Source organism: Kitasatospora sp. NPDC002522, from assembly GCF_053595195.1.
The window spans coordinates 20,978-36,027 of sequence record NZ_JBSFXE010000022.1; the positions used below are offsets into that span (position 1 = coordinate 20,978).

15 protein-coding genes are annotated in these 15,050 nt (G+C 73.4%); 10 read left to right on the top strand and 5 right to left on the bottom strand.

What is annotated here, in order from left to right; translation table 11 throughout:
• Positions 1–145 precede the first annotated feature (145 nt).
• Positions 146–2,539, top strand: coding sequence for an excinuclease ABC subunit UvrA (locus ACWD4U_RS19730; protein ID WP_363453183.1), 2,394 nt, complete (start codon positions 146–148; stop codon positions 2,537–2,539).
• 48 nt (positions 2,540–2,587) lie between these two features.
• Here ACWD4U_RS19730 and ACWD4U_RS19735 read toward each other — a convergent pair whose 3' ends face one another.
• Positions 2,588–2,935 carry a winged helix-turn-helix transcriptional regulator gene (locus ACWD4U_RS19735; RefSeq protein ID WP_363453185.1) on the bottom strand — a complete coding sequence of 116 codons (348 nt, stop codon included), beginning with the start codon at positions 2,933–2,935 and terminating at the stop codon, positions 2,588–2,590.
• 94 nt (positions 2,936–3,029) lie between these two features.
• Here ACWD4U_RS19735 and ACWD4U_RS19740 point away from each other — a divergent pair, with 94 nt between their 5' ends.
• The 6 genes from ACWD4U_RS19740 to ACWD4U_RS19765 all read left to right on the top strand — a co-directional run bounded on the left by ACWD4U_RS19740 (position 3,030) and on the right by ACWD4U_RS19765 (position 7,060).
• The gene (locus ACWD4U_RS19740) at positions 3,030–3,698 is read left to right on the top strand and encodes an NAD(P)-dependent oxidoreductase (protein ID WP_363453187.1); all 669 of its coding nucleotides are present in this window, start codon (positions 3,030–3,032) and stop codon (positions 3,696–3,698) included.
• Between the two features lie 145 nt (positions 3,699–3,843).
• Positions 3,844–4,257 (top strand): VOC family protein, encoded by a 414-nt coding sequence (locus tag ACWD4U_RS19745; RefSeq protein WP_363453189.1) that lies wholly within the window; start codon positions 3,844–3,846, stop codon positions 4,255–4,257.
• A gap of 113 nt (positions 4,258–4,370) precedes the next feature.
• A complete protein-coding gene (locus ACWD4U_RS19750) occupies positions 4,371–4,946 on the top strand; it encodes a DinB family protein (RefSeq protein ID WP_363453191.1) in 576 nt (191 codons plus the stop codon).
• Positions 4,947–5,003: 57 nt separating this feature from the next.
• Positions 5,004–5,078 (top strand): putative leader peptide, encoded by a 75-nt coding sequence (locus ACWD4U_RS19755; RefSeq protein WP_354644872.1) that lies wholly within the window; start codon positions 5,004–5,006, stop codon positions 5,076–5,078.
• Positions 5,079–5,229: 151 nt separating this feature from the next.
• On the top strand, positions 5,230–6,246 hold the full coding sequence (locus ACWD4U_RS19760; protein WP_363453193.1) for an isopenicillin N synthase family dioxygenase: 1,017 nt from the start codon (positions 5,230–5,232) through the stop codon (positions 6,244–6,246).
• Between the two features lie 91 nt (positions 6,247–6,337).
• A complete protein-coding gene (locus tag ACWD4U_RS19765) occupies positions 6,338–7,060 on the top strand; it encodes a MerR family transcriptional regulator (protein ID WP_363453195.1) in 723 nt (240 codons plus the stop codon).
• Positions 7,061–7,102: 42 nt separating this feature from the next.
• Here ACWD4U_RS19765 and ACWD4U_RS19770 read toward each other — a convergent pair whose 3' ends face one another.
• From ACWD4U_RS19770 to ACWD4U_RS19785, 4 genes are all read right to left on the bottom strand, one after another.
• Complete coding sequence (locus tag ACWD4U_RS19770; RefSeq protein WP_363453197.1) at positions 7,103–9,268, bottom strand: 3-hydroxyacyl-CoA dehydrogenase NAD-binding domain-containing protein; 2,166 nt, start codon at positions 9,266–9,268, stop codon at positions 7,103–7,105.
• Between the two features lie 41 nt (positions 9,269–9,309).
• The gene (locus ACWD4U_RS19775; protein WP_363453199.1) at positions 9,310–10,524 is read right to left on the bottom strand and encodes an acetyl-CoA C-acetyltransferase; all 1,215 of its coding nucleotides are present in this window, start codon (positions 10,522–10,524) and stop codon (positions 9,310–9,312) included.
• 68 nt (positions 10,525–10,592) lie between these two features.
• Complete coding sequence (locus ACWD4U_RS19780; RefSeq protein WP_363453201.1) at positions 10,593–11,735, bottom strand: acyl-CoA dehydrogenase family protein; 1,143 nt, start codon at positions 11,733–11,735, stop codon at positions 10,593–10,595.
• Positions 11,736–11,832: 97 nt separating this feature from the next.
• Positions 11,833–12,984 carry a CaiB/BaiF CoA transferase family protein gene (locus tag ACWD4U_RS19785; RefSeq protein WP_363453203.1) on the bottom strand — a complete coding sequence of 384 codons (1,152 nt, stop codon included), beginning with the start codon at positions 12,982–12,984 and terminating at the stop codon, positions 11,833–11,835.
• A gap of 154 nt (positions 12,985–13,138) precedes the next feature.
• On the opposite strand from ACWD4U_RS19785, the gene ACWD4U_RS19790 reads away from it, so the two are divergent.
• The 3 genes from ACWD4U_RS19790 to ACWD4U_RS19800 all read left to right on the top strand — a co-directional run bounded on the left by ACWD4U_RS19790 (position 13,139) and on the right by ACWD4U_RS19800 (position 15,049).
• Entirely contained in the window at positions 13,139–13,846 is a 708-nt protein-coding gene (locus ACWD4U_RS19790; RefSeq protein WP_363453205.1) for a GNAT family N-acetyltransferase, read from the top strand.
• A gap of 162 nt (positions 13,847–14,008) precedes the next feature.
• Positions 14,009–14,272, top strand: a complete 264-nt coding sequence (locus tag ACWD4U_RS19795; protein ID WP_363453207.1) for a DUF1876 domain-containing protein — start codon at positions 14,009–14,011, stop codon at positions 14,270–14,272.
• Positions 14,273–14,392: 120 nt separating this feature from the next.
• Positions 14,393–15,049, top strand: a complete 657-nt coding sequence (locus ACWD4U_RS19800; protein ID WP_363453209.1) for a Pr6Pr family membrane protein — start codon at positions 14,393–14,395, stop codon at positions 15,047–15,049.
• Position 15,050: the final 1 nt, after the last annotated feature.

Consider the following 15,050-nt stretch of genomic DNA (forward strand, 5'->3'; position numbering starts at 1 on the left):
CACCGTGCAGCCGCGCTGACCGGGCCCGGCAGGGAGTGCGCGGGTGCCGCGGACGGGGTGTGATCCGCCGCCCGCCCGGTCCGGCTGGCTAGAGTCGGGGCGGTGGCGCCCGGGACGGGCGCGGCCGGACGGAGGGATGAGGTTCATGGGCAGCGCGCAGCGGCCGCACGAGGCGGACGGGCACGACCTGATCCGGGTGCACGGGGCCCGGGTGAACAACCTGAAGGACGTCAGCGTGGAGCTGCCGAAGCGGCGGCTGACGGTGTTCACCGGGGTGTCGGGGTCGGGGAAGAGCTCGCTGGTGTTCGGGACGGTCGCGGCGGAGTCGCAGCGCCTGATCAACGAGACGTACAGCGCCTTCGTCCAGGGGTTCATGCCGACGCTGGCCCGCCCGGAGGTGGACGTCCTGGAGGGGCTGACCACCGCGATCATCGTGGACCAGCAGCGGATGGGCGCCGATCCGCGTTCGACCGTCGGCACCGCCACGGACGCCAACGCGATGCTGCGGATCCTGTTCAGCCGGCTCGGCGAGCCGCACATCGGGCCGCCACCGGCGTTCTCGTTCAACGTGCCGACGGTGCACGGCGCCGGGGCGATCACGGTGGAACGCGGCGAGGAGTCGAAGACCGAGAAGCGCACCTACTCGCGGGCGGGCGGCATGTGCCCGCGCTGCGAGGGCCGCGGCTCGGTCTCCGACGTCGACCCGGGGCAGCTCTACGACGAGTCCAAGTCGCTGAACGAGGGCGCGCTGACCATCCCCGGCTACAAGTCGGGCGGCTGGAACTACCGGATGTACACCGAGTCGGGACTCGTCGACCCGGACAAGCCGATCCGGAAGTACACCAAGAGGGAACTGCACGACTTCCTGTACCTCGAACCGACCCGGATGAAGATCGCGGGCATCAACATGACCTACGAGGGCCTGGTGGTGCGCATCCAGCGGTCGATGCTGTCCAAGGACCGGGCCGCGCTGCAGCCGCACATCCGGGAGTTCGTGGACCGCGCGGTCGCCTTCACCACCTGCCCGGATTGCGCGGGCACCCGGCTGAGCGAGGGCGCCCGCTCCTCGAAGGTCGCGGGGATCAGCATCGCCGACGCCTGCGCCCTGCAGATCAGCGATCTGGCGGACTGGGTACGGGAGTTGGACGAGCCGTCGGTGGGACCGCTGCTGGCCTCGCTGCAGCAGACGCTGGACTCGTTCACCGAGATCGGCCTCGGCTACCTCTCGTTGGACCGCCCGGCCGGCACGCTGTCCGGCGGCGAGGCGCAGCGGGTGAAGATGATCCGGCACCTGGGCTCCTCGCTGACCGACGTCACCTACGTCTTCGACGAGCCGACCACCGGCCTGCACCCGCACGACATCCAGCGGATGAACGAGCTGCTGCTGCGGCTGCGCGACAAGGGCAACACGGTGCTGGTGGTGGAGCACAAGCCGGAGACCATCGCGATCGCCGACCACGTGGTGGACCTGGGCCCGGGCGCCGGTTCGGCGGGCGGCGCGGTCTGCTTCGAGGGCAGCGTGGACGGCCTGCGCACCAGCGGCACCATCACCGGCCGGCACTTCGACGACCGCGCCGCGGTGAAGGCCGAAGTCCGCACGCCCACCGGCGTGTTGGAGATCCGCGGGGCGACCGCGCACAACCTTCGGGACGTCGACGTGGACGTGCCGCTCGGCGTGCTCGCCGTGGTGACCGGCGTGGCGGGCTCCGGCAAGAGCTCGCTGGTGCACGGCTCGCTGGTCAACGGCGCGGCGCTGGAAGGGGGTTCGCCGGAGGGCGTGGTGGCGATCGACCAGAGCCCGATCCGCGGTTCGCGGCGCTCCAACCCGGCCACCTACTCGGGGCTGCTGGAGCCGGTCCGCAAGGCCTTCGCCAAGGCGAACGGGGTGAAGCCGGCCCTGTTCAGCGCCAACTCCGAAGGCGCGTGCCCGACCTGCAACGGCGCCGGTGTGGTCTACACCGACCTGGCGATGATGGCCGGGGTGGCCACCGTGTGCGAGGAGTGCGAGGGCAAGCGGTTCCAGGCCGCGGTGCTCGAGTACCGGCTCGGCGGCCGGGACATCAGCGAGGTGCTGGCGATGTCGGTGGACGAGGCGGAGCGGTTCTTCGGCGCCGGTGAGGCCCGCACCCCCGCCGCGCACGCCGTCCTCAAGCGGCTCTCCGACGTCGGCCTCGGCTACCTGACGCTGGGTCAGCCGCTCACCACCCTCTCCGGCGGCGAACGCCAACGCCTCAAGCTGGCCGCCCAGATGGCCGAGAAGGGCGGTATCTACGTGCTGGACGAGCCCACCGCCGGCCTGCACCTCGCCGACGTCGAGCAACTCCTGGGCCTGCTGGACCGGTTGGTCGACTCCGGCAAGTCCGTCATCGTGGTGGAGCACCACCAGGCGGTGATGGCGCACGCCGACTGGATCATCGACCTCGGCCCCGGCGCCGGCCACGACGGCGGCCGGGTCGTCTTCGAGGGCACCCCCGCCGCCCTGATCGCCGACCGCACCACCCTGACCGGACAGCACCTCGCCGGGTACGTCGACACCTGACCGGTCCTCGGCCGACGGACCGTCATCACCCTTGCCCGCTGGGCCCGTTCACTCCTCCACGACCCGCAGCCGGTCGAGGTTCCGGCGGGCCCAGTCGCAGGCGGTGTCCAGCATGCCGAGCAGCGAGCGGCCGAAGTCGGTGAGGGCGTACTCCACGCGCGGCGGGTTCTCGTCGTAGTCGGTGCGGGTGAGCCAGCCCTCGCGCTCCATCGCCCGCAGGGTCTCGGTCAGCACCTTGGCGCTGACGCCGCGCAGCGCGGCCTTCACCTCGGAGAAGCGCCGCGGGCCGTCCTCCAGGCAGCGCAGCACCATGCCGGTCCACTTGTCACCGACCCGGACGGGCATCCGGTGGCCGCAGTCGACGTCGAACCGGTCGGGGTCCAGCGGTGTGGTCATCACCCCACCCTAGAGCCGGTTCCGTTGAAGTAACCGGGGGTCGGCGTCCTACCGTCGGCGGCGTCGGAACGGACGCGGATCCCCGGGAGGGGCCATGGGCAGGATCGTGATCTTCGGTGCGGGCGGACGGGTGGGCGGCGCCGCGGTGGCGGAGGCGGTGCGACGCGGCCACCGGGTGACGGCGGTGGTCCGCGACCCGGCGAAGTACCCGGCGCTGGCGGGGACTTCGGGCGTGACGGTGGTACGCGGCGACGCGACCGACGCCGACGCGGTGGCCGCGGCCGCGGCCGGCCACGACGCGGCGCTGAACGCCTCGGCGCGCCTGGACGTCCCCGCCGCGGAGTACTTCACCGCCACCGCCCGCGCCCTGCTGGACGGCCTGCGCCGGGCCGGAGTGGGCCGGCTGCTGGTGCTGGGCATCGCCACCACGCTGGAGGTCGCACCGGGCACGCGGATCATGGACGACCCGGCCTTCCCCGAGCCGTACCGGGCGTTCTCGCAGGGACACGTCGACGAGTTCGACCTGCTGACCGCCGAGACCACGGGGCCGGACGGGGCGGCCGGGGCCGCCGGGCCGGACTGGCTGATGGTCGTCCCGCCGATGGACCTGAACGCCGAGGCCCCGGTCACCGGCCGGTACGTCGGCGCGGTCGGCGCGGTGGTCGGCACCGGCCGGATCTCGCACGCCGACCTGGCGGTGGCGCTGCTCGACGAGATCGACGCCCCCGCGCACCACGCGGTGCAGTGGGCCGTCTCGCACTGACCCCGCCCTGCCCCGTCGGCCTCCCGCGCCGCCGGGCCGCGGCCATCGGACTGACCGACCGTCAGCCCGCCGGTGTGGCGGCCGCTCGCCGCACCGGCGGGCCGCCTACCGTGGTGGCCTCCCGCCGACCCGAGGAGCCACGGGCATGACCGAAGCCGCCGTCCCCCCGCCCCCGCAGGTGTGGCCGAGCCTGCGGGCCCGCGATGCCAGGGGGCTGATCCGCTTCCTGGTCGAGGCCTTCGGCTTCGAGGAGACCGCGGTGTACGCCGACGAGGAACAGGTGCACCACGCCCAGCTGGCCTGGCCGCCCGGCGGCGGGATCATGCTCGGCTCGGCGAGCGACCGCCCCGACGACCCGTGGCCGCTGCGCCCGGGCACCTTCGGCGCGTACGTGGTCACCGACGACCCGGACGGGCTGTTCCGGCGGGCGGTGGCGGCGGGCGCCGAGGTGACCGCAGAGCCGCACGACACCGACTACGGCTCCCGGGACTTCGCGGTGCGCGACCCGGAGGGCAACCGCTGGTCGTTCGGCACCTACCGCGGCGAGCCGCGCACCTGACCGGCCGGTCCCTGCAGGCCGGTCCGGCCGACGGGTCGGCCTGGTCAGCAGGCTGACCCGCCCGGCCGGTGCGCCGTCCCGGCGTGGTCGGCACGCCGTGGGAGGGTGGAAACGTGAGCCACAGCACAGCACCGCAGCCCGACGCCCTCGCGACGCCGAAGCACTTCGCCCGGACCTGGGCGGAAGCCGACACCCGCACCACTCCGCCGCTGGTCGGCGACGAGCGCGAGATCCTCACCTCCTTCCTCGACTTCCACCGGGAGACCTTCGCCCTCAAGTGCGCGGGGGTGTCCGCCGAGGCCCTGGACGAGCGGGCGGTGCCGCCGTCCGCGCTGACCCTGCACGGGCTGGTGCGGCACCTCGCCGGGGCCGAGCAGTGGTGGTTCGAGACCCAGTTCGCCGGCGAGCCGCGGCCGCCGCTGTACTACTCGGACGAGAACCCCGACCAGGACTTCGAGGGCCTCGACGGCGACTTCGGCGAGGACCTGGAGGTGTGGCGCAAGCAGTGCGACATCTCCCGGCGGATCGTCGCCGGCGCCGGGTCGCTGGACGAGACCGGCATCCACCTGGCGAGCGGGGAGCCGGTGTCGCTGCGCCGGATCCTGGTCCACGTGATCGCCGAGTACGCCCGCCACAACGGGCACGCCGACCTGCTGCGGGAGCGGATCGACGGGGTCACCGGGTACTGAGCGCGGTGCCGGGGGCCGCCCGGGAGGGTTTCCCGGCGGGGGTTGTAGCCTGGTGAGGTGCTTCTTCTCGTCAGTCGTCGCCACGTGGACCTGCTCCGCGTCACGAGCATGTCCTGTCGACGCTCCGGCTGACCTCATCCCCTCCCCCGCCCGGCCGTCCTGACCGCCCGGGCACCCGAACCCCCGGCTCCGCCCGCCGCGCCGCACCAGGCCCGGCCCGCGGAGGGCACCCCCGGCGAGACCCGCCGGCCGCGCCGGGGCCCCGAACCAGCGGACGCACACCATGACGCAGCAGCACCCCACCTCCCTCCCCGTGATCGACCTCTCGCTCGCCGACGGCGGCCCCGAGCAGCGGGCCGTCCTGCACCGCACCCTGCGCGACGCGGCCACCGGGGTCGGGTTCTTCCAGCTCGTCGGCCACGGGGTGACGCGCCGGGAGACCGCCGCGCTCACCGACGCGATGCGCGCCTTCTTCGCCCTCCCCGAGGCCGACCGGCTGGCCGTCAGCAACCTCAACTCCCCGCACTTCCGCGGCTACACCCGGACCGGCGACGAGCGCACCGGCGGCAGCCGCGACTGGCGCGACCAGCTCGACATCGGCACCGAGCTGCCCGCGCACGTCCCCGCGCCCGGCGAGCCCGCCTACTGGTGGCTGGAGGGGCCCAACCAGTGGCCCGCCGCCCTGCCCGAACTGCGCACCGCCGCCCTGCACTGGATCGACCGCCTGAACGGCGTCGCCCACCGCCTGCTGCACGAACTCCTCGCCTCCATCGGCGCCCGCCCCGACTTCTACGACGAGGCCTTCGCCCCCCACCCCCACCTGCACCTCAAGCTCGTCCGCTACCCCGGCACCGCCCCCGACGGCGAGCCGCAGGGCGTCGGCACCCACAAGGACTACGGCTTCATCACCCTGCTCCTCCAGGACACCGTCGGCGGCCTCCAGGTCGAACGCCCCGACGGCACCTTCCTCGACGTCCCCCCGCTGGACGGCGCCTTCGTCGTCAACCTCGGCGAACTCCTCGAAGTCGCCACCGACGGCTACCTCAAGGCCACCAGCCACCGGGTCGTCTCCCCGCCCGCCACCCGCGAGCGCTTCTCCGTCCCCTTCTTCTTCAACCCCCGCCTCGACGCCCACATCGCCCCTCTCGACTTCCCGCACGCCCACCACGCCCCCGGCGCGACCCAGGACCCCGCCAACCCTCTGTATGCGGACTTCGGCGAGAACGAACTCAAGGGATACAGCCGAGCACACCCCGAGGTCACCCGCCGCCACCACCCCGAACTCCTCGCCGTACGCTGACCCGCCCGCCCACGCGTCACTGGTGTGACACCGGAGGGCGGTGTCACACTGGCGGTGTCACAGTGGTGGTGGTGTGAGGGCTGGGGTGCGGATGAGCGGCGGGGAGCTGCGGTTCACGGTGGATGAGCTGGCTGCCCGGGCGGGGGTGACGGTCCGGACCCTGCGGTTCTACGGGGCCAAGGGGTTGCTGCCGCCGCCGGAGTTGGGGCCGCGCCGGGTGGGCGTGTACGGGGCGGTGCACCTGGGGCGGCTGGAGCTGATCGAGGAGTTGCAGCGGCAGGGGCTGACGCTGGCGGCGATCGAGCGCTACCTGGCGCAACTGCCCGAGGACATCGGGTCGTTGGACCTGGCGATCCACCGGGCGCTGGTCGCGTCGTGGACGCCGGAGTCGGCGGAGGAGGCGACCCGGGCGCAGCTGGAGCGGCGGACCGGGCGGGCGCTGTCGGACCGCGACCTGGACTCGCTGGCGGCGATGGGCGCCCTGCACCGCACCGGCGACCCGGAGGTGTTCAAGGTGGAGCCGGGGCTGCTGCCGCTGGGGGTGCGGGTGCTGGACGTGCCGATCCCGCTGGAGACCCTGGTGGCGGCCCGCGCGGTGGTGCGGCTGCACAGCCGGGCGACGGCGCACGACCTGCACCGGCTGTTCCGGGACACGGTGTGGCGCCCGTACCGGGAGAGCGACCCGGGGGCGGACGAGCTGGAGCGGATGAAGGAGCTGACCGACCGGATCCAACCCATGGTGGTGCAGGCCCTGGTGACGGCGTTTCAGCGCTCGCTCGCGGAGGAGCTGGCGGCCCGCCCGGCGGCGGAGTAGCGCGCACCGGACGGGCCGTCGGAGAGGGACTGCCGGCGGGGGTCAGTCGGCGTACCGGCCGCCGCTCTCGGCCAGGGCGACCAGCGAGGCCGGCGGGGTGAAGCGCTCGCCGTAGGCGGCGGCGAGTTCGCGGGCGCGGGCGGTGAAGCCGGCCGGGCCGCCGGGGTAGCCGTTGATGTACTGCAGGACGCCGCCGGTCCAGGCGGGGAAGCCGATGCCGAGGATGGAGCCGATGTTGGCGTCGGCGACCGAGGTGAGGACGTTCTCGTCCAGGCAGCGGACCGAGTCGATGGCCTCGGCGAAGAGCATCCGCTCCTTCATGTCCTCGAACGGGATCTCCGCGCCGGGCTGCGCGAAGTGCTCGCGCAGGCCGGGCCACAGCCGGGTGCGGCGGCCGTCGGCGTAGTCGTAGAAGCCGGCGCCGCCGCTGCGGCCGGGGCGGTCGAACTCGTCGAGCATCCGGTCCATGACGATCTCGCCGGGGTGCGTGTGCCAGGTGCCGCCGGCCTCCTCGACCGCGCGGCGGGACTCGTTGCGGATCTTGCGGGGCAGCGTGAGGGTCAGCTCGTCCAGCAGCGAGAGCACCTTGGCGGGGTAGCCGGCCTGCGCGGCGGCCTGTTCGACGGAGGACGGGTCGAGGCCCTCGCCGACCATCGCGACGCCCTCGTTGATGAACTGGCCGATGACCCGGGAGGTGAAGAAGCCGCGGGAGTCGTTGACCACGATCGGGGTCTTGCGGATCTGCCGGACCAGGTCGAAGGCGCGGGCGAGCGCCTCGTCGCCGCTCTGCGGGCCGCGGATGATCTCCACCAGCGGCATCTTGTCGACCGGGGAGAAGAAGTGCAGGCCGATGAAGTCGGCGGGCCGGTCGACGCCTTCGGCGAGCAGGCCGATCGGCAGCGTGGAGGTGTTGGAGCAGAGCAGCGCGTCGGGGGCGACGACGTGCTGGATCTCCTGGAACACCTTGTGCTTGAGCTCGGGGTTCTCGAACACCGCCTCGATGACGGTGTCGCAGCCGGCCAGCGCGGCGGCGTCGGCGGTGGGGGTGATCCGGGCCAGGAACGCCTCGCGCTCCTCGGCGGTCATCCGGCCGCGGGCCACCTGCTTGTCCAACAGGCCGGCGCTGTAGGCCTTTCCGCGCTCGGCGGCCTCCAGGGTGACGTCCTTGAGCAGCACGGTCAGCCCGGCCTTGGCGCACGAGTACGCGATGCCCGCGCCCATCATGCCGGCGCCCAGCACGGCGACCTTCGACGCCTGCCACGCCGGCACCGAACTCGGGCGGCTGGCACCGGAGTTGACGGCCTGCATGTCGAAGAAGAAGGCCTGGATCATGTTCTTGGAGGTGGGCCCGCAGGCGAGTTCGGTGAAGTACCGGGCCTCGATCTCGAACGCGGTGTCCACGTCGACCTGGGAGCTCTCCACCGCGGCGGCCAGGATGTTGCGCGGCGCCGGGTAGGGCGCGCCGTTCAGCTGCTTGCGCAGGTTGGCCGGGAAGGCGGGCAGGTTGGCGGCGAACGCGGGGGTGCTGGGGGTGCCGCCGGGGATCTTGTACCCCCGGACGTCCCACGGCTGGACGGCGGTCGGGTTGGCCGCCACGAAGGCCCGCGCCTTGGCGATCATCTCGTCGGCGTCGGCGGCGAGTTCGTGCACCAGCCCGTTGGCGAGGGCCTGCGCCGGACGGTACTGCTGACCCTGCAGCAGCACCTTCAGCAGGGCGTCGGCGATGCCGAGCATCCGCACGGTACGGACCACGCCGCCGCCGCCGGGGAGCAGGCCGAGGGTGACCTCGGGCAGGCCGATCTTGCTGCCGGGGGCGGCCAGGGCGATCCGGTGGTGGCAGGCGAGGGCGATCTCCAGGCCGCCGCCGAGCGCGGCGCCGTTGATCGCGGCGACCACCGGCTTGCCCAGCGTCTCCAGCCTGCGCAGCGCCCGCTTGATCCGCATCGAGTTGGTGAAGACCCGGGCGGCGTCCTCGGGCCGGGCGGCGGAGAGCAGCTTGAGGTCACCGCCGGCGAAGAAGGTCTTCTTCGCCGAGGTGATGATGACGCCGGTCAACTCCTCGGTGGCGGCGAGCCGTTCGACCGTCGCCTCGAGGGCGTCGGTGAACGCGGCGTTCATCGTGTTGGCGGACTGGGCGGGGTCGTCGAGGACGAGGGTGACCACGCCGTCCTGGTCCTGCTCCCAGCGGATGGGGCTCACGTCAGTCATGTGATGGAAGTCCTTGGAAGAGTCCGAGAGTTGGCGGGTGATCAGATACGCTCGATGACGGTGGCGATGCCCATGCCGCCGCCGACGCAGAGGGTGGCCAGGCCGTAGCGCAGGTCGCGGCGCTCCAACTCGTCGACCAGGGTGCCGATCAGCATCGCACCGGTGGCGCCGAGCGGGTGGCCGAGCGCGATCGCGCCGCCGTTGACGTTCACCTGGTCGTGCCGGAAGCCGAGTTCGCGGATGAAGCGCAGCGCGACGGCGGCGAAGGCCTCGTTGATCTCCACCAGGTCGATGTCGGCGGCGGTGAGGCCGGCCTTGGCGAGGGCCTTGCGGGTGGCGGGGGCCGGGCCGGTGAGCATGATGGTCGGCTCGGAGCCGGTGACCGCGGCGGAGACGATCCGGGCGCGCGGCGTGAGCCCGTACCGCTCGCCGACCTCCCGCGAGCCGATGGCGACCAGCGCGGCACCGTCGACGATGCCGGAGGAGTTGCCGGCGTGGTGGACGTGGTCGATGGACTCCACCCAGTGGTACTTCTGCAGCGCGACGGCGTCGAAGCCGCCGAGGTCGCCGATGTCCGCGAAGGAGGGCTTGAGGGCGGCCAGGCTCTCCACCGTGGTGCCGGGGCGGATGAACTCGTCGCGCGCCAGCACGGTCAGGCCGTTGCGGTCGAGGACCGGGACGACCGAGCGGTCGAACAGACCGTCGGCCTGGGCCTTGGCGGCGCGGGCCTGGGACTCGGCGGCGAAGGCGTCCACGTCGGTGCGGCTGAAGCCCTCGATGGTGGCGATCAGGTCGGCGCCGACGCCCTGCGGGATGAACGAGGTCTCGTAGGAGGTCATCGGGTCGGCGAACCAGGCGCCGCCGTCGGAGCCCATCTTGACCCGGGACATCGACTCGACGCCGCCGGCCAGGATCAGGTCCTCCCAGCCGGAGCGGACCTTCGCCGCGGCCAGGTTGACCGCCTCCAGACCGGAGGCGCAGAAGCGGTTCTCCTGCACGCCGGCCACGGTGTCGGGCAGTCCGGCGGCGATCGCCGCGACCCGGGCGATGTCGGAGCCCTGGTCGCCGATCGGGCTGACCACGCCGAGCACGATGTCGTCGATGGCGGCCGGGTCCAGGCTCGGGAAGCGGCGGCGGATTTCGTGGATCAGGCCGACCACCAGGTCGATCGGCTTGGTGCCGTGCAGGGAGCCGGTCTGCTTGCCGCGTCCGCGCGGCGTGCGGATCGCGTCGTAGACGTACGCTTCGGTGGTCACGGTGTCGGTGCCTTTCGCAGGTCAGCGGTTGCAGGTCAGCGGTTGCGGGTCAGCGGTGGATCGGGGGTTCAGCCGAGCAGCGAGCGGCCGATGATCTCTTTCATGATCTCGGTGGTTCCACCGTAGATGGTCTGGACGCGGCCGTCGGTGAACGCCCGCGCGACCGCGCTGTCGCTCATGTACCCGGAGCCGCCGTGCAGTTGCAGGCAGCGGTCGGCGGTGCGCTTCTGCAGCTCGGTGGCCCACCACTTGGCCATCGAGGCGTCCACCGGGGTCAGCGCGTACCGGTTGTGCTCCAGGATGCAGCGGTCCACGAAGGTGCGGGTGACGGCGCACTCGGTGGCGAGTTCGGCGATCTCGAAGCGCACGTGCTGCAGCTTGCCGAGCGGCCGGCCGAAGGCGGTGCGCTGCTTGACGTACGCGGTGGTCTCCTCGACCAGGTACTCGGCTCCGGCGATCGCGGCGACCGCGATGGCGAGGCGCTCCTGGGCGAGGTTGCGCATCAGGTAGAGGAAGCCCTGGTTCTCCTCGCCGAGCAGGTTGGCCTTCGGCACCCGCACGTCCTGGAAGAACAACTCGGCGGTGTCCTGGGCCTTCTGGCCGATCTTGTCGAGGTTGCGGCCGCGCTCGAAGCCCGGCGTGCCGCGCTCGACCACCAGCAGGCTGAGGCCGTGCGCGCCGCCCTCCGCGGTGGTCCTGGCGACCACCACCACCAGGTCGGCGAGGATGCCGTTGGAGATGAAGGTCTTGGCGCCGTTGAGCAGGTAGTGGTCGCCGGCGTCGACCGCGGTGGTGCGGATCGCCTGCAGGTCGGAGCCGGTGTCCGGCTCGGTCATGGCGATCGCCGTGATCAGCTCGCCGGTGCAGAAGCCGGGCAGCCAGCGCTGCCGCTGCTCCTCGGTGGCCAGGCCGGTCAGGTAGGGGCCGATGATGTCGTTGTGCAGGCCAATGGCGAGGCCGCTGGCCCCGGCGCGGACGAACTCCTCGGCCAGCACCGCGGCGAACCGGAAGTCCGGGGTGCCTCCGCCGCCGTACCGCTCGTCGACCGCCAGGCCCAGCAGGCCCGCCCGTCCGGCGGCCAGCCAGGCGGAGCGGTCGACGATGCCGGCCCGCTCCCAGCGGTCGTGGTGCGGGGTGACCTCCTTGGCGAGGAAGGCCCGGACGGTCTCCCGGAAGTCCTCGTGTTCCTCGGTGTAGAGCTCGCGCTGCACGGGCGGCACGGTCCTTTCGGGTCAGGGGCTTGGCGTCGGTCAGGTGGGCTCAGGCCGGTCAGCTCGGAGCGGTTCGGGTCAGGTGGGCTCGGGCCGGTCAGGTGGCTTCGGGCCGGAGGGCTTCGAGTCCCGGGACGGCCCAGTCGCGGGCCACCTCGGCGGTGTGCGCGCCGGGCCGGGCGGGCGGGGTGCGCAGCCGGCCGGGGGTGGCGGACAGCCGCGGGGCGACGCCGGGCTGTACGACGCCGTCGTGCTCGGTGTAACTGCCGCGGGCCGCCAGGTGCGGGTGGACGGCGGCCTGACGCATCGTCAGCACCGGTGCCACGCAGGCGTCGCGACCCTCGAAGACGGTGCTCCACTCGGCCTGGGTGCGGGTGGCGAAGCGGGCGGCGATCCGCTCCCGCAGCTCCGGCCAGCGGGCCAGGTCGTACTGGGCGGGGGCGTCGGCGCCGAGTTCCAGCAGGCGGGCGAACTCGGCGTAGAACTGCGGCTCCAGCGCGCCGACGGCCATCCAGCGGTCGTCCGCGGTGCGGAACACGCCGTACCAGGGGGCGCCGCCGTCCAGCAGGTTGACGCCGCGGGCGTCGTGCCACTGGCCGGCCGCGAGCAGGCCCCAGAGCAGGGTGGACAGGTGGGCGGCGCCGTCCACGATGGCGGCATCCACCACCTGGCCGGTGCCGGTGGTGCGGGCGTGGTGCAGGGCGGCGAGCAGGCCGACCACCAGGTAGAGCGAGCCGCCCGCGTAGTCGCCGAGCAGGTTGGCGGGGACGGCCGGGGGGCCGTCGGCGGGGCCGATCATGCCGAGCAGGCCGGAGGTCGCGAGGTAGCCGATGTCGTGTCCGGCGCTGGCGGCGAGCGGGCCCTGCTGGCCCCAGCCGGTCATCCGGCCGTACACCAGGGCGGGGTTGCGGGCCAGGCAGGCGTCCGGTCCGACGCCCAGTCGCTCGGCCACGCCGGGGCGGTAGCCCTCGATCAACAGGTCGGCGCGGGCGGCGAGTTCGAGGACCAGGCCGGGGCCCTCGGGGGACTTCAGGTCGACCGTGACCGAGCGCTTGTTGCGGTTGGTCAGGTCGTACTCGGGAGCCGGGCCGAGCGCGGCGCCGCCGGGGCGGTCGACCCGCACCACGTCGGCGCCCAGGTCGGCGAGGAGCATCGCGGCGAACGGGCCCGGGCCGATCCCGGCGAGTTCCAGCACCCGTACGCCCGCCAGCGGGCCGCCGGCCGCGGGCTGCGCGGCATCGCGGGTCATCGGTCGCCTCCCAGGTTTGACAGTAAAGCTGTCACAGTGGCGATGATAGGGATGCAACTCGCCGGTAACAAGGGCCCGCGAGCCGGGAATCCAGCGCCGCGCCGGGGCGCTGCACGATCATGGGAGCAGCGCCGAACCGGGAGGGACCTCCGTCATGCTCGACCACGACACCGCCGTACTCGACGACCCGGTGGGCGCGTCGCTGCGCGGCGCCCACGCCCACCTGGCCCGCCGCCGCGGCGGCGCCCTGAGCTACCTGCCCGAGGTGGCGAGCTTCTCCTCCACCGGCACCGCGCCGGACGCCGCGGCCTGGGACGACCTGGCCGCGCTGCTCGGCCCGGGCGAGTTCGCCGACCTGTTCAGCTGCCCCGCGCCGCCGCCCCCGCACTGGGAGCCCGAGTTCACGCTCGACGGGCTGCAGCTGACCGGCCCCGCCGAGGTCCGGCCGCCCGCCGGGGCCGACGGCCTGGTCGAACTCGGCGCCGCCGACGTCCCCGAGATGCTCGACCTGGTCGCCCGCACCCGGCCAGGGCCGTTCCGCCCGCGCACCGCCGAACTCGGCGGCTACCTCGGCGTCCGCGAGCACGGCGCGCTGGTCGCGATGGCCGGCGAGCGGCTGCGCCCGCCCGGCTGGACCGAGATCAGCGCCGTCTGCACCGCCCCCGAGGCCCGCGGCCGCGGACACGCCGCCCGCCTGGTCGCCGAACTCGCCGCCCGGATCACCGCCCGCGGCGAACGCCCATTCCTGCACGTCGCCGCCGCCAACAGCGGCGCGCTCGCGCTGTACCGGCGGCTCGGCTTCGAGGTCCGGCGGCCGGTGGTCTTCCGCGGCTTCCGCACCCCGGGCACCGCCGCCGGGTAGCGGCGACCCGAGGGGCCGGTGCAGCGAGGGTCGGCGACGCCAGGTCCGAGGCCGCGACCGCCAGCCCTTGCCCCGTCCGGTGCCGCGGGCGGATCCTGGGAGCCTGTGGCGTCCCGGCCGGGCGAGCCCGCGCGACCGGGCGGCAGCGAGAGGTGATCCGCCATGCAGAACCACTGGGTCGTCGACCTGAACTTCGACGAGGACGAGAGCCGCACCACCTGCACCGCCAAGCTGAGCGGCTTCAGCGCGCCCGGCGCGGAGGGCACGGGCACCGCGCGACGCAATCCCACCGACGACGCCGACAGCGTCATCGGCGAGGAACTGGCCGCCGCCCGGGCCTGCTCCGACCTCGCCCACCAGCTGATCGGCCAGGCCGCCACCGGCATCGAGAACCGCACCCACAACCCGGCGCACCTGGCGCTCTGACCTACGCGCCGGCCGCCGCCGCACCCGGACGGTGATCTTCCACGCCGCCGTACCGGCGGGTAGAGTGCGTCGATCCGTCGTGCCCACGGGGGGCACCGTCGAGCGAACCGGTGACCGCACATGACCGCCTGGACCCGTCCCGCCCTGTGGTGGCGCCTCGCCATCGCGCTGTCCGCGTTCCTCGGACTGGTGCTCAGCAACAGCTCGCTGGTGTACTTCACCATCCAGAGCAACGTCATCGTGCTCGGCTACTTCCTCGGCGCCGCCTACTGGATGGTCAAGCGGAACACCTCCGACGGGCCCGCGCCGCGGCTGCGCGGCGCCGCCGTCCTGTACATCACCATCACCGGCATCGTCGCCCACGTGCTGCTCAACCACGGCGAGAACCCGCTGCCCGGCCTGGTCTCCGGCCCGGACCGCCTGCAGCACTGGTCCAGCTTCTTCCTGCACTACACCACCCCGCTGATGGTGCTCGCCGACTGGCTGGTGCTCTCCCCCCGCAACGCCTCCCGCTGGCGCGACCTCCCGCTCTGGCTGTCCTTCCCGCTCGGCTACGCCCTCCTCACCGAGGCCCGCGCCATCGCCTTCCCCGACTTCCCCGTCCGCTACCCCTACTTCTTCCTCGACCCCACCGACCACGGCTACGGCTGGGTCGGCCTCCAGATCGCCCAACTCACCGTCGAGTTCATCATCCTGGCCACCCTCGTCGTGGCCCTCGACCGCCTCGGCACCACCCTCCGCACCCGCCTCACCCCCCACCCGGCCGAGGCTTCCTGAC

Bases quoted from the DNA above. Each gene is read 5' to 3' on its own strand.
- ACWD4U_RS19730 (WP_363453183.1), top strand. From the start codon at position 146: ATGGGCAGCGCGCAGCGGCCGCACGAGGCGGACGGGCACGACCTGATC.
- ACWD4U_RS19735 (WP_363453185.1), bottom strand. From the start codon at position 2,935: ATGACCACACCGCTGGACCCCGACCGGTTCGACGTCGACTGCGGCCAC.
- ACWD4U_RS19740 (WP_363453187.1), top strand. From the start codon at position 3,030: ATGGGCAGGATCGTGATCTTCGGTGCGGGCGGACGGGTGGGCGGCGCC.
- ACWD4U_RS19745 (WP_363453189.1), top strand. From the start codon at position 3,844: ATGACCGAAGCCGCCGTCCCCCCGCCCCCGCAGGTGTGGCCGAGCCTG.
- ACWD4U_RS19760 (WP_363453193.1), top strand. From the start codon at position 5,230: ATGACGCAGCAGCACCCCACCTCCCTCCCCGTGATCGACCTCTCGCTC.
- ACWD4U_RS19765 (WP_363453195.1), top strand. From the start codon at position 6,338: ATGAGCGGCGGGGAGCTGCGGTTCACGGTGGATGAGCTGGCTGCCCGG.
- ACWD4U_RS19770 (WP_363453197.1), bottom strand. From the start codon at position 9,268: ATGACTGACGTGAGCCCCATCCGCTGGGAGCAGGACCAGGACGGCGTG.
- ACWD4U_RS19785 (WP_363453203.1), bottom strand. From the start codon at position 12,984: ATGACCCGCGATGCCGCGCAGCCCGCGGCCGGCGGCCCGCTGGCGGGC.
- ACWD4U_RS19790 (WP_363453205.1), top strand. From the start codon at position 13,139: ATGCTCGACCACGACACCGCCGTACTCGACGACCCGGTGGGCGCGTCG.
- ACWD4U_RS19795 (WP_363453207.1), top strand. From the start codon at position 14,009: ATGCAGAACCACTGGGTCGTCGACCTGAACTTCGACGAGGACGAGAGC.
- ACWD4U_RS19800 (WP_363453209.1), top strand. From the start codon at position 14,393: ATGACCGCCTGGACCCGTCCCGCCCTGTGGTGGCGCCTCGCCATCGCG.